11 protein-coding genes are annotated in these 13,262 nt (G+C 63.1%); 7 read left to right on the top strand and 4 right to left on the bottom strand.

The genetic code is table 11. The features are described 5' to 3' along the window. Positions 1–38: 38 nt before the first annotated feature. From secB to ACIPZB_RS10980, 3 genes are read right to left on the bottom strand one after another with little or no spacing between them, the layout of a single operon-like run. On the bottom strand, positions 39–524 hold the full coding sequence (gene secB, locus ACIPZB_RS10990; protein WP_008093176.1) for a protein-export chaperone SecB: 486 nt from the start codon (positions 522–524) through the stop codon (positions 39–41). Positions 525–563: 39 nt separating this feature from the next. Then, complete coding sequence (gene grxC / locus ACIPZB_RS10985; protein WP_317660782.1) at positions 564–818, bottom strand: glutaredoxin 3; 255 nt, start codon at positions 816–818, stop codon at positions 564–566. A gap of 1 nt (position 819) precedes the next feature. Beyond that, positions 820–1,233, bottom strand: coding sequence for a rhodanese-like domain-containing protein (locus ACIPZB_RS10980; RefSeq protein ID WP_400640222.1), 414 nt, complete (start codon positions 1,231–1,233; stop codon positions 820–822). Between the two features lie 205 nt (positions 1,234–1,438). Between ACIPZB_RS10980 and gpmI the strand changes: the two genes are divergently transcribed. The 4 genes from gpmI to ACIPZB_RS10960 all read left to right on the top strand — a co-directional run bounded on the left by gpmI (position 1,439) and on the right by ACIPZB_RS10960 (position 6,712). Next, the gene (gene gpmI / locus ACIPZB_RS10975; RefSeq protein ID WP_400640221.1) at positions 1,439–2,974 is read left to right on the top strand and encodes a 2,3-bisphosphoglycerate-independent phosphoglycerate mutase; all 1,536 of its coding nucleotides are present in this window, start codon (positions 1,439–1,441) and stop codon (positions 2,972–2,974) included. Positions 2,975–3,252: 278 nt separating this feature from the next. Then, positions 3,253–4,539: a peptidoglycan DD-metalloendopeptidase family protein gene (locus ACIPZB_RS10970; RefSeq protein WP_400640220.1), complete on the top strand. Its 1,287-nt coding sequence runs from the start codon at positions 3,253–3,255 to the stop codon at positions 4,537–4,539. An 80-nt stretch (positions 4,540–4,619) separates the two neighbouring features. Then, positions 4,620–5,939, top strand: coding sequence for a S41 family peptidase (locus ACIPZB_RS10965; RefSeq protein WP_008093166.1), 1,320 nt, complete (start codon positions 4,620–4,622; stop codon positions 5,937–5,939). Positions 5,940–5,947: 8 nt separating this feature from the next. After that, positions 5,948–6,712, top strand: a complete 765-nt coding sequence (locus ACIPZB_RS10960; RefSeq protein ID WP_400640219.1) for a divergent polysaccharide deacetylase family protein — start codon at positions 5,948–5,950, stop codon at positions 6,710–6,712. Positions 6,713–6,839: 127 nt separating this feature from the next. On the opposite strand, the gene ACIPZB_RS10955 is transcribed toward ACIPZB_RS10960, so the two are convergent. Next, complete coding sequence (locus ACIPZB_RS10955) at positions 6,840–8,786, bottom strand: BCCT family transporter (RefSeq protein WP_400640418.1); 1,947 nt, start codon at positions 8,784–8,786, stop codon at positions 6,840–6,842. A 533-nt stretch (positions 8,787–9,319) separates the two neighbouring features. On the opposite strand from ACIPZB_RS10955, the gene betI reads away from it, so the two are divergent. From betI to betA, 3 genes are all read left to right on the top strand, one after another. After that, complete coding sequence (betI, locus tag ACIPZB_RS10950; protein WP_400640218.1) at positions 9,320–9,976, top strand: transcriptional regulator BetI; 657 nt, start codon at positions 9,320–9,322, stop codon at positions 9,974–9,976. A gap of 38 nt (positions 9,977–10,014) precedes the next feature. Next, complete coding sequence (betB, locus tag ACIPZB_RS10945) at positions 10,015–11,487, top strand: betaine-aldehyde dehydrogenase (RefSeq protein WP_400640217.1); 1,473 nt, start codon at positions 10,015–10,017, stop codon at positions 11,485–11,487. Positions 11,488–11,563: 76 nt separating this feature from the next. Next, complete coding sequence (gene betA, locus ACIPZB_RS10940) at positions 11,564–13,261, top strand: choline dehydrogenase (protein ID WP_400640216.1); 1,698 nt, start codon at positions 11,564–11,566, stop codon at positions 13,259–13,261. Position 13,262 lies beyond the last annotated feature (1 nt).

Genomic DNA, 13,262 nt, shown 5'->3' with positions numbered 1-13,262 from the left:
AAAAGCGCCCCGAGAGGCGCTTTTTCATACCGGCAGTATTACTGCACGGTCGGCGCTTCGCCGGCTTCCTGCATGCGCTGCATTTCTTGCGCGTACAGGGCGTCGAAGTTCACCGGCGACAGCATCAGGGCCGGGAACGAACCACGGGTCACCAGGCTGTCCAGGGTCTCACGTGCATACGGGAACAGGATGTTCGGGCAGAACGCACCCAGGGTGTGGCTCATCGACTGGGCATCGAGGTTCTTGATCAGGAAGATACCGGCTTGCTGCACTTCGGCGATGAAGGCCACTTCGTCACCGTTCTTGACGGTCACCGACAGGGTCAGCACCACTTCATGGAAGTCGCCTTCCAGGCCTTTCTGCTTGGTGTTCAGGTCCAGGGCAACGCTCGGCTCCCACTGCTGGCGGAAGATCTGCGGGCTTTTCGGCGCCTCGAACGACAGGTCACGCACGTAGATGCGCTGCAGGGAGAACTGAGGGCTGTTGTCTTCGGCGGCTGCGCCGTTGGTCTGTTGGTCAGTCATGGCAGGTCCTTATCCTAATGTTTTTGAATGCAGTGCAAATCAGGCCGCCAGCAGCGCGTCGAGCTTGCCGGCGCGCTCCAGGGCATAGAGGTCATCGCAGCCTCCAACGTGGGTAGTGCCGATCCAGATCTGCGGCACCGAGGTACGACCGGCTTTCTGGCTCATCTCGGCGCGCACCTGCGGCTTGCCGTCGACCTTGATTTCCTCGAAGGCCACGCCCTTGCTCTCGAGCAGGTACTTGGCGCGCATGCAGTAGGGGCAATAGTCGCTGGAGTAGACGATGACGGGCTTCATATCACTTCACCAGGGGCAGGTTATCGGCTTTCCAGCTGGAAACGCCACCGCTGAGCTTGGCGGCGGTGTAACCAGCCTTGAGCAGATCACGGCAGACCATGCCGGACTGCTGGCCCATCGCATCGACGATGATCAGGGTCTTCTCTTTGTGCTTGTCCAGCTCGGCCATGCGGTTGGCCAGCTTGTCCTGCGGGATGCTCACTGCGCCGACGATGTGGCCGGCGGAATAATCCTTGGACGGGCGGATATCGATGACCAGGGCCTTGTCGGCGTTGACCAGCGCGGTCAGTTGGCCATTGCTCAGGCTCTTGCCGCCGCGGCTAATTTCATTGACCAGCAAGGCAACCAGCAAAACGACGAAGATGGCAACCAGGATGTAGTGATCTGTCGCGAATTGAATCAGGTGAGCAACCATCAGCGGTGTTCCAGGCGATTGAAAATGCCGGCCAGTATACACAGCCCCCCATGACCGCCAAAGCCCGACAGGCCGGGCGGGAGAGTCACTTCATGTTCCAAACAGGGCTCGCCGGTCAGGCAATAGGACGATTATTCGCCGCAGGTGGCGTATTTGCCCTAAAATGCGTGTCTTTATCATCTTTGAACAACCGTGAGTTTGATTGATGACGAGTACGCCCAAACCCCTGGTGCTGATCATCCTGGATGGATTCGGCCACAGCGAAAGCCCCGAATACAACGCCATCTATGCCGCCAACACACCGGTCTATGACCGCCTGCGCGCCAGCCAGCCGCATGGCTTGATCTCCGGCTCAGGCATGGATGTCGGCCTGCCGGACGGGCAGATGGGCAACTCCGAAGTCGGTCACATGAACCTCGGCGCCGGCCGCGTCGTCTACCAGGACTTCACCCGGGTGACCAAGGCCATCCGCGACGGCGAGTTCTTCCACAACCCGGTACTCTCCGGCGCGGTGGACAAGGCTGTGGGTGCCGGCAAGGCCGTGCATATCCTCGGCCTGCTCTCCGACGGCGGCGTGCACAGCCACCAGGACCACCTGGTCGCCATGGCCGAACTGGCCGCGCAGCGTGGCGCCGAGAAGATCTACCTGCACGCCTTCCTCGATGGCCGTGACACCCCACCGCGTAGCGCTCAGTCGTCCATCGAACTGCTCGATGCGGCCTTTGCCAAGCTCGGCAAGGGCCGTATCGCCAGCCTGATCGGCCGCTACTACGCGATGGACCGTGACAACCGCTGGGACCGCGTCAGCGCCGCCTACAACCTGATCGTCGACAGCGTCGCCGAATACAGCGCCGACAGCGCTGTGGCCGGCCTCGAAGCCGCTTATGCACGTGACGAGAGCGACGAGTTCGTCAAAGCCACGCGCATCGGCGAAGCGGTCAAGGTCGAAGACGGCGACGCCGTGATCTTCATGAACTTCCGCGCCGACCGCGCTCGCGAATTGTCGCGTGTGTTCGTCGAGGCCGATTTCAACGAGTTCCCGCGGGCGCGCCTGCCGAAACTGGCGGCCTACATCGGCTTGACCCAGTACTCGGCGAAGATTCCAGCCCCTGCGGCCTTCGCACCTGCCAGCCTGAACAACGTGCTGGGTGAATACCTGGCGAAGAACGGCAAGACCCAGCTGCGTATCGCCGAAACCGAGAAGTACGCCCACGTCACCTTCTTCTTCTCGGGCGGCCGCGAAGAACCCTTCGAAGGCGAAGAGCGCATCCTCATCCCGTCGCCGAAGGTCGCCACCTACGACCTGCAGCCAGAAATGAGCGCACCTGAGGTCACCGACCGTATCGTCGAGGCCATCGAGCAGCAGCGCTATGACGTGATCGTGGTCAACTACGCCAACGGCGACATGGTGGGCCACACCGGCGTGTTCGATGCCGCGGTCAAGGCGGTCGAGGCACTCGACGGCTGCGTCGGTCGCATCGTCGAGGCGCTGGACAAGGTGGGCGGCGAAGCGCTGATCACCGCCGACCACGGCAACGTCGAGCAGATGGAAGACGAGTGCACCGGCCAGGCGCACACCGCCCACACCACCGAGCCGGTGCCGTTCATCTATGTCGGCAAGCGCAAGGTCAAGGTTCGCGAAGGCGGCGTGCTGGCCGACGTGGCGCCGACCATGCTCGAACTGCTGGGGCTGGAGAAGCCGGTGGAAATGACCGGTTCTTCGATTCTGGTCGACGCCTGATGGGTGCACTGGGGCCGCTCTGCGGCCCAATCGCCGGCAAGCCGGCTCCCACAGGTGCTTCACAGCATCCAAGTCTCGGCATGAGGTCCAATCAACTCCCACAAAGAGTAGGCCAGCGCCGGCCTTGTGGGAGCTGGCTTGCCAGCGATTGGGCTGCAAAGCAGCCCCCTGCACATGAATTCCGGACAAACGCCTCGCCGCACCCGCAGCGAGGCGTTTTTTTTGCAGGCCCGCGCGGGCATACTAGGCCAGTCTCCATCCCTGGTACGCCAAACCCCATGCTCCGCGCCCTGATCCTACTCGCCCTGTCTTGCCTGCTCAGTCCGGCCTTTGCCGATGAGCGCGCACAGACCCAGCAACAACTGGACGCCACCCGCCAGGACATCGCCGAGCTCAAGAAGATGCTGGGCAAGCTCCAGGAAGAAAAGGCCGGCGTGCAGAAAGACCTCAAGTCCACCGAGACCGACATCGGCAATCTCGAAAAGCAGGTGGAGGCACTGCAGCAAGAACTAAAAAAGACCGAGGGCGAGCTGGAGCGCCTTGATACCGAGAAAAAAAAACTCCAGAGCGCCCGTATTGAACAGCAGCGACTGATCGCCATCCAGGCCCGTTCCGCCTACCAGAACAATGGCCGCGAGGAATACATCAAGCTGCTGCTCAATCAGCAGAACCCCGAGAAGTTCGCCCGCACCCTCTCCTACTACGATTACCTGAGCAAGGCGCGCACAGATCAACTGCGCGCCTTCAACGAGACCCTGCGCCAGCTGGCCAACGTCGAACAGGACATCGGCCGCCAGCAAGAACAGCTGCTGAGCCAGCGCGCCGACCTCGACGGCCGCCGCCAGGCCCTGGAGGTCGAACGCGGCAAACGCCAGCAAGTGCTGGCCAAGCTCAACAGCGACGTGAAGGACCGCGGCCTGAAGCTGCAGGCCCGCGAACAGGACCAGGCCGATCTGGGCAAAGTACTCAAGACCATCGAGGAAACCCTGGCCCGCCAGGCCCGCGAGGCCGAGGAAGCACGCAAGAAAGCCCTGCTCGCCCAGCAGGAAGCCGAGAAGCGTCGCCAGCAACAAGCCCTGGCCGCCCGCGACGATGCCGAACCACCGAAAAAGGCCCGCACCACCCTCGGCCCGATTGTTTCCGGCGACGGCGCCAGCTACGGCGGTGCATTTTCCGCCGCGCGGGGAAAACTTCCTTGGCCCGTCAATGGTCGATTGCTGGCGCGCTTCGGCGATGCCCGCGGCAGCGATGCCCGCGCCAAGTGGGACGGTGTGATGATCAGCGCCAACCCAGGCACCCAGGTGCGCGCCGTGCACGGCGGGCGCGTGGTGTTCGCCGACTGGTTGCGTGGCGCCGGACTTCTGGTCATCCTCGACCATGGCAATGGTTACTTGAGCCTGTATGGCCATAACCAGAGTCTGCTCAAGAGCGCCGGTGACATCGTCAAGGCCGGCGAAGCCATTTCCACCGTTGGCGACAGCGGTGGCCAGGACAGCGCGGGTTTGTACTTCGCCATCCGCCAGCAGGGCCGGCCCACCGACCCTGCGCAGTGGTGCAGAGGTTGAGTTCATTTTTTACGGCGTAGCGCCAGGCGCTGCGCCGATGCTCCCCAGGGAGCGTCTACAGGATCAGGAGTTCGTTCGACATGCTGCACTCGCCTCGCCTCACCCAGCTGGCCCTGACCATTGCCCTGTCGGTCGGCGCGCCCTTGGCCAACGCCGCCGAGCCTGCCAAGCCTGCCGCGGTGCCGGCCACCGAGGCGACCTCCAAGGCGCCGCTGCCGTTGGAAGAACTGCGCACCTTCGCCGAGGTCCTGGACCGCATCAAAGCGGCCTACGTGGAACCTGTGGATGACAAGACCCTGCTGGAAAATGCCATCAAGGGCATGCTCAGCAACCTCGACCCACACTCGGCCTACCTTGGCCCCGAAGACTTCCAGGAACTGCAGGAAAGCACCAGCGGCGAGTTCGGCGGCTTAGGGATAGAAGTCGGCCAGGAAGACGGCTTCATCAAGGTGGTTTCGCCCATCGATGACACCCCGGCCTCGCGCGCCGGCGTCCAGGCGGGCGACCTGATCGTCAAGATCAACGGTGCCCCGACCCGCGGCCAGAGCATGACCGAAGCCGTGGACAAGATGCGTGGCAAGGTTGGCGAGAAGATCACCCTGACCCTCGTGCGTGACGGCGGCAATCCGTTCGACGTGACGCTGACCCGCGCGGTCATCCAGGTCAAGAGCGTGAAGAGCCAGCTGCTGGAAAACGACTACGGTTACATCCGCATCACCCAGTTCCAGGTCAAGACCGGCGAGGAAGTGGGCAAGGCCCTGGCCAAGTTGCGCAAGGACAACGGCAAGAAACTGCGCGGTGTTGTGCTCGACCTGCGCAACAACCCAGGCGGCGTGTTGCAGTCGGCGGTGGAAGTGGCCGACCACTTCCTGACCAAAGGCCTGATCGTCTACACCAAGGGCCGCATCGCCAACTCCGAGCTGCGTTTCTCCGCCGACCCGGCCGATGCCAGCGACGGTGTGCCATTGGTTGTGCTGATCAATGGCGGTAGCGCCTCGGCTTCGGAGATCGTCGCCGGCGCCCTGCAAGACCAGAAACGCGCCGTGCTGATGGGCACCGACAGCTTCGGCAAAGGCTCGGTGCAAACCGTGCTGCCGCTGGCCAACGACCGTGCGCTGAAGCTCACCACCGCGCTGTACTTCACGCCCAACGGCCGCTCGATCCAGGCCCAGGGCATCGTGCCTGACATCGAGGTGCGCCCAGCCAAGCTCACTGCCGAAGCCGACACCGAGAACTTCAAGGAAGCCGACCTGCAGGGCCACCTGGGCAACGGCAACGGCGGCGCCGACCGCCCGACCAGCAGCAGCAAGCGCAAGGAGCGGCCACAGGACGATGACTTCCAGCTGAGCCAGGCGCTGAGCCTGCTCAAGGGCCTGAACATCACCAAGGGCGGCCACTGATACCTGCCATGCGTTATCTGTTGCTCACGCTGTTCTGCCTGCTGGCTGGCACTGCCCATGCGGCGCCAGCCAAGGCCTACATGAGCATCATCATCGACGACCTGGGCCAGAGCATCGACCGGGACAGCCGTACCCTGGCCCTGCCCGGCCCGGTCACGATGGCGATCATGCCCGATACCCCTCACGCAAGCGACTTTGCTCGCCAGGCACACAAGGCCGGCAAGACGGTGATCCTGCACATGCCGATGGACCCGGCCACCGGCCCCTATGCCTGGCACCCCGGCACACCGTTGCCAGAGCTGGCCAGCCGACTCCAGGCCGCCCTGGCCAAGGTTCCTTACGCTGCCGGCATCAACAACCACATGGGCAGCCGCATGACCGCCCAGCGCGAGCCGATGGCCTGGTTGATGGGCGAGCTGCAGCAGCGGCATCTGTTCTTCGTCGACAGCCGTACCAGCGCAGCCACCGTGGCCGCCGCCGAGGCCCAGCGCACCGGCCTGGCCCACGTCTCGCGCGATGTGTTCCTTGACGACACACGCACGCCCGAGGCCATCGCCGGGCAACTTCGTCTGGGCGTGGAGCTGGCACGACGCCAGGGTTCAGCCGTGCTGATCGGCCATCCTTATCCGCAGACGCTGGCCATTCTGGAGCAGGAACTGCCCCGGCTCCGGAGCCAGGGCATCACCCTGATCGGCCTCAAGCAGATGATCGCCGAACGCAGCAACCAAGCCATGCCTGGACACGGCAGGCATGGTATCTACAGCAACCGGTGACCCTACCGGTTTGCTTCAGCCATCACCCCAACGTTTAGATGTTCAGCACCCACGCAGGCAAGGGGGGATCTAAGTCAACGAAGGCCCCGCCATTGCGGCGGGACCTTTTTTGTCACCGTCGTGCAGCTCAGCTGTAGACGCGACCCAGCAACTGCCGGTGGCTCTCGAACTGATCGAGCACATCACGCACGATCTGCTCAGGCGCAAAGCCCATCAGGTCATATTCCTGGCTGCCATCGTGCAGGTACACTTCGGCGCGATAGAAGCGCTGGCGCACCTCCGGTTCGCCCTCGACCGGCGCTTCGCTCGGCGCGGCCATATAGCCGTCCAGGCTCACTTCGTAGACGAAGGGGTTGCCCTCTTCCATCATCACCCGCAGGCCCATCATGTTGCGCGACTGGCCGACGCGGGTTTCCACCTCGAAGCCCAGGGTCTGCAATTGCGCGGCGGCATCTTTCAACGCCGGGCTGACGTGCCGGTCCATGAAGCGCTGGACCACGGCCTGGGTCGGCTGCAACTCCAGCTGGCTCAGGCGCTCGCTGAAACCGCGACGGCCACGGGCCGCCAGCTCGGCACGCTCGCCTTCGGCGGCCACATCCTGCTTCATGGCCTTGTACAGACCGAACATGAACAGCACCAGCACCACCGAGAACGGCAGGCCGGCCAGCACCACCATGGTCTGCATGGCTTCGAAGTTACCGGCGAACAGCAGACCAATGGTGACCAGGGTGATGACCACCGACCAGAACACCACCATCCAGTGCGGGGCGTCTTCGTCGACCTTGCCGCCTTTGCACGACAGGTTGGCCATCATCACCGCGCCGGAGTCGGCCGGGGTGAGGAACAGCACGAAGCCGACGAACACCGCCACACCGATCACGATCTTGGCCGCCGGGAAGTATTCCAGCAGCTGGTAGATCGACATCGACGGTTGTTCCAGTGCGGTCTTGCCCAGCTCCACGGCGCCCTGGTTGATCACCAGGTCCAGCGCGGTGTTGCCGAAGATCGACAGCCAGGCCAGGGTGAAGCCCAGTGGGATCAGCAGCACGCCGCTGACCAGCTGGCGCACGGTGCGGCCCTTGGAAATTCGGGCAATGAACATGCCGACGAACGGGCCCCAGGAAATCCACCAGGCCCAGTAGAACACGGTCCACAGGCCCAGCCAGCGCTCGGACTTGCCGGCTTCGCTCTCGTAGACATAGAGGTCGAAGGTCTTGAGCACGATGCCGTTGAGGTAGTCACCGACGTTCTGCACGAAGCCGTTGAGCAGGTGCAGGGTTTCGCCGCCCAGCAGGACGAAGATCAGCAGGCCGCTGAACAGCATGATGTTCAGGTTGGACAGGCGGCGGATACCGTTCTCCACACCCGACACCGCAGCCACGGTGGCCACGCCGGCCATGACCAGGATCACCACCAGCAGGTTGGTCTTGCTGTGGTCCATGCCGAACAGGTATTCCAGGCCCGAAGACACTTGCATCGAGCCAATACCCAGGTTGGTCACCAGGCCCAGCAGGGTGACGAACATGCCGAAGATGTCCACGGCATTGCCAGCAGCGCCCTTGACCCAGCGCTCACCGACCAGCGGGTACAGCGCCGAGCGCAGTGCCAGCGGCTGGTTGTGGCGATAGGCGAAGTAACCCACGGCCAGGCCGACCAGGGCGTAGATCGCCCAGCCATGCAGGCCCCAGTGCAGGAAGGTCAGCTGCAAGCCCTGGCGCGCGGCCTCAAGGCTGGCTGGGGTGCCTTCAGGTGGGTTGAAATAGTGGTCCAGCGGCTCGGAAGCACCGAAGTAGAGCAGCGAAATACCGATACCGGAAGAGAACAGCATGCCGGCCCAGGCGCCGTAGCTGAAGTCGGGCTGGTCGTCCTTGCCGCCAAGCTTGAGCTTGCCGTAGTCGGAGAAAGCCAGGTAGACGACGAACACCAGGTAACTGCAGATCACCAGCATGTAGTACCAGCCGAAGGTGCGCGTCAGCCACTTCTGGGCCACGCCCAGCACTTGGCCTGCGGTTTCGGGTACAGCGATCAGCAAGGCAGTCAGAACAAGGATCATCAGCGCGGAGGTGAAGAACACGACGCGGTTGACCCGTACCCTCTCGGCGGGGGGTTTGGTAAGGGAGGCAGAACTCATTGCACGAATGCTCCGGGCAGTACGGCTTTGGAGGCTAATCAGTCTATTCCCGAGCAATTGGTGCAATAGCCCCACTGCTACAGGTGTTATAAAAGCACCCTGGAAACCGTGATCCCGAATCGATACGTTGCAAAAAACAGACAGGTGGCCTGCAAAAAATGCCACGCCTCCCATGAGGTGCGCGCATTCGTCACAGAGCACCCCGCCCGCTCCAAGGGCCCGCCGCAGGGTCCATGACCGCTGGGCAGAATCTGAATCTTGCTTCGCACTAGCCCGTCAACGCCTTGTATTCCGGGGGTTACACGATTTCCTGGGGTGTCAGTTCGTGCCCTCGAAGCAGCCTGAAAAACTGTCAATGGCACAAATTGTCGCAGAGCTTATTCTTTATTGATTGAACGTTCAATCAAAACAAAATAGACTGGCCTTCGCCGAGTCAGCCGCCCGTCGTCTGCTCGCAGGCCTGAGGAGATAGCAAGATGCCCAAGGTCGGTATGCAACCCATCCGCCGCCAGCAATTGATCGAAGCCACGCTGCAAGCGGTCGATCAGGTCGGCCTGGGGGACGCCAGCATTGCGCTGATTGCCCGTTTGGCCGGCGTGTCGAACGGCATCATCAGTCACTACTTTCGGGACAAGAACGGCCTGATCGCAGCGACGATGGGTTACATCATGAGCATGCTCAATGAGGGCGTGAGGGCGCGTCGCCAGGCATTGACCGATGACAGCCCGCGAGCCCACCTGAAAGTGATCATCGAGGGCAACTTCGATGCCAGCCAGGTGAACGGCCCGGCAATGAAAACCTGGTTGGCCTTCTGGGCTTCCAGCATGCACCAGCCCGATTTGCACAGGTTGCAGCGGATCAACGACCACCGCCTGTACTCCAACCTGTGCTGCCAGTTCCGCCGCGTCTTGCCGCTCTACCATGCACGCAAGGCAGCCCGCGGCCTGGCGGCCCTGATCGACGGCTTGTGGTTGCGTGGAGCGCTGTCGGGTGATGCATTCGACACCGATCAGGCGATACGGATTGCTTACGAATACATGGATCTACAACTGGCTAAACAGCACACCCTGGCAACAGACGACCAGGCCGCTGAATCACCGCGCACGGCGCTTGCCAACACGGCAGGAGCGTGACGGATACGCCATTCACACACTGCACTTGCGAGGACACTATGGCCCGTTTCGGAACGCAAAAACTCTACATTGATGGCGGTTACGTCGACGCTGGCACCGATGCCACCTTCGAAGCCATCAACCCGGCTACCGGCGAAGTCCTCGCCCACGTGCAACGTGCCACTCAGGCCGATGTCGAAAAAGCCGTCGAAAGCGCCGAGCGCGGCCAGAAAGTCTGGGCAGCGATGACCGCCATGCAGCGTTCGCGCATCCTGCGCCGCGCCGTCGACATCCTGCGTGAGCGCAACGACGAGCTGGCCATGCTGGAAACCCTGGACACCGGCAAGTCGTACTCGGAAACCCGCTACGTCGACATCGTCACCGGCGCCGACGTGCTGGAATACTACGCAGGCCTGGTGCCGGCCATCGAAGGCGAGCAGATCCCGCTGCGTGAAAGCTCCTTCGTCTACACCCGCCGCGAGCCGCTGGGCGTGACCGTCGGTATCGGCGCCTGGAACTACCCGATCCAGATCGCCCTGTGGAAATCCGCCCCGGCCCTGGCCGCTGGCAACGCGATGATCTTCAAGCCATCGGAAGTCACCTCGCTGACCACCCTGAAACTGGCCGAGATCTACACCGAAGCCGGCCTGCCGGACGGCGTGTTCAACGTCCTGACCGGCAGCGGCCGCGAAGTCGGCACCTGGCTGACCGAGCACCCGCGCATCGAAAAAGTTTCCTTCACCGGCGGCACCACCACCGGCAAGAAAGTCATGGCCAGCGCCTCCAGCTCCTCGCTGAAGGAAGTGACCATGGAACTGGGCGGCAAGTCGCCACTGATCATCTGCGCCGACGCCGACCTGGACAAGGCCGCCGACATCGCCATGATGGCCAACTTCTACAGCTCCGGTCAGGTCTGCACCAACGGCACCCGCGTGTTCATCCCTACCGAGATGAAAGCCGCCTTCGAAGCCAAGATCGCCGAGCGCGTAGCCCGCATCCGTGTCGGCAACCCGGAAGACGAGAACACCAACTTTGGCCCGCTGGTCAGCTTCCCACACATGGAAAACGTGCTGGGCTACATCGCCAAGGGCAAGGAAGAAGGTGCCCGCGTGCTGTGCGGTGGTGAGCGTCTGACCACCGGTGACTTCGCCAAGGGTGCCTTCGTGGCCCCGACCGTGTTCACCGATTGCACCGACGACATGACCATCGTCAAGGAAGAGATCTTCGGCCCGGTAATGAGCATTCTCTCTTACGACACCGAAGAAGAAGTGATCCGCCGCGCCAACGACACCGAATACGGTCTGGCCGCAGGCGTGTGCACCAACGACATCACCCGTGCCCACCGCATCATCCACAAGCTCGAAGCCGGCATCTGCTGGATCAACGCCTGGGGTGAATCGCCGGCCGAAATGCCGGTTGGTGGCTACAAGCAGTCGGGCGTCGGCCGTGAAAACGGCGTCAGCTCGCTGGCTCAATACACTCGCATCAAGTCGGTCCAGGTCGAGCTGGGCGGCTACAACTCGGTTTTCTAAACCCTGTCTAGCCACGCCCGTGCCACCGCGCACGGGCGTTTTCGCTCCCTGATCACCGCCAAACGAGGGTACTTACATGTCCCAAGAATTCGATTACATCATCGTCGGAGCAGGCTCCGCCGGTAACACCCTGGCCACCCGCCTGACCGAAGACGCCGGCGTCACCGTGCTGCTGCTGGAAGCTGGCGGCCCTGACTACCGCTTCGACTTCCGCACCCAGATGCCAGCCGCCCTGGCCTTCCCGCTGCAGGGCCGTCGCTACAACTGGGCCTACGAGACCGACCCGGAGCCGCACATGGACGGCCGCCGCATGGAATGTGGCCGCGGCAAGGGCCTGGGTGGCTCCTCGCTGATCAACGGCATGTGCTACATCCGCGGTAACGCCATGGACTTCGACGGCTGGGCAAAACTGCCAGGCCTGGAAGACTGGACCTACCTGGACTGCCTGCCGTACTTCCGCAAGGCGGAAACCCGCGACATCGGCCCGAACGACTACCACGGTGGCGAAGGCCCGGTCAGCGTGACCACGCCAAAAGCCGGCAACAACCCGCTGTTCCACGCCATGGTCGAAGCCGGCGTGCAAGCCGGTTACCCGCGCACTGAAGACCTGAACGGCTACCAGCAGGAAGGCTTCGGTCCGATGGACCGCACCGTGACCAAGCAAGGTCGCCGCTCCAGCACCGCACGCGGCTACCTGGACCAGTCCAAGAAGCGCCCGAACCTGACCATCGTCACCCACGCCCTGAGCGACCGCGTGCTGTTCGACGGCAAGCGCGCCGTTGGCGTGACCTACCTGGTTGGCGACAGCGAAGAGCGCGTCGAAGCCCGCGCCCGCAAGGAAGTCATCGTCAGCTCCGGCGCCATCGCTTCGCCGCAGCTGCTGCAGCGCTCCGGTGTTGGCCCACGCGCCCTGCTGGAAAGCCTCGACATCCCGGTGGTCCACGACCTGCCAGGCGTCGGCGAGAACCTGCAGGACCACCTGGAACTGTACCTGCAGTACGCCTGCACCCAGCCGGTTTCCCTGTACCCATCGCTGCTGTGGTGGAACCAGCCGGCCATTGGTGCCGAGTGGATGTTCAAAGGTACCGGCATCGGCGCCAGCAACCAGTTCGAGGCCGGCGGTTTCATCCGCACTCGCCCTGAGTTCGAATGGCCGAACATTCAGTACCACTTCCTGCCGGTGGCCATTAACTACAACGGCTCCAACGGCGTGAAGGAACACGGCTTCCAGGCGCACATGGGCTCGATGCGTTCGCCAAGCCGTGGGCGTATCCAGGCCAAGTCCAAGGACCCGCGCCAGCACCCAAGCATCCTGTTCAACTACATGGCTACCGAGCAGGACTGGCAGGAGTTCCGCGACGGCATCCGCCTGACCCGCGAGATCATGGCCCAGCCGGCGCTGGACCCGTACCGCGGCCGCGAGATCAGCCCGGGCGAGCACGTGCAGACTGATGAAGAGCTGGACACGTTCATCCGCGAGCACGCCGAAACCGCCTTCCACCCGTCCTGCTCGTGCAAGATGGGCACCGACGACATGGCCGTGGTCGACAACGAAGGCCGCGTGCATGGCATGAAGGGCCTGCGTGTGGTCGATGCGTCGATCATGCCGATCATCATCACCGGCAACCTCAACGCCACCACGATCATGATCGCTGAGAAAATCTCGGACAAGATCCGTGGCCGCAAGCCGCTGCCGCGCAGCACCGCCAAGTACTACGTGGCGGGCGGTGCGCCGGTGAAAGGCAAGCCGATGCGTGAAGTGAAGCAGGGGTAAG

Origin of the sequence: Pseudomonas sp. NPDC089396, from assembly GCF_044749545.1 — a bacterium.
Taxonomy (GTDB): domain Bacteria; phylum Pseudomonadota; class Gammaproteobacteria; order Pseudomonadales; family Pseudomonadaceae; genus Aquipseudomonas.
The sequence above is the reverse complement of the archived record's forward strand: the minus strand, read 5'-3'. Positions and strand labels throughout refer to the sequence as shown.

Bases quoted from the DNA above. Each gene is read 5' to 3' on its own strand.
- secB (WP_008093176.1), bottom strand. From the start codon at position 524: ATGACTGACCAACAGACCAACGGCGCAGCCGCCGAAGACAACAGCCCT.
- grxC (WP_317660782.1), bottom strand. From the start codon at position 818: ATGAAGCCCGTCATCGTCTACTCCAGCGACTATTGCCCCTACTGCATG.
- ACIPZB_RS10980 (WP_400640222.1), bottom strand. From the start codon at position 1,233: ATGGTTGCTCACCTGATTCAATTCGCGACAGATCACTACATCCTGGTT.
- gpmI (WP_400640221.1), top strand. From the start codon at position 1,439: ATGACGAGTACGCCCAAACCCCTGGTGCTGATCATCCTGGATGGATTC.
- ACIPZB_RS10970 (WP_400640220.1), top strand. From the start codon at position 3,253: ATGCTCCGCGCCCTGATCCTACTCGCCCTGTCTTGCCTGCTCAGTCCG.
- ACIPZB_RS10965 (WP_008093166.1), top strand. From the start codon at position 4,620: ATGCTGCACTCGCCTCGCCTCACCCAGCTGGCCCTGACCATTGCCCTG.
- ACIPZB_RS10960 (WP_400640219.1), top strand. From the start codon at position 5,948: ATGCGTTATCTGTTGCTCACGCTGTTCTGCCTGCTGGCTGGCACTGCC.
- betI (WP_400640218.1), top strand. From the start codon at position 9,320: ATGCCCAAGGTCGGTATGCAACCCATCCGCCGCCAGCAATTGATCGAA.
- betB (WP_400640217.1), top strand. From the start codon at position 10,015: ATGGCCCGTTTCGGAACGCAAAAACTCTACATTGATGGCGGTTACGTC.
- betA (WP_400640216.1), top strand. From the start codon at position 11,564: ATGTCCCAAGAATTCGATTACATCATCGTCGGAGCAGGCTCCGCCGGT.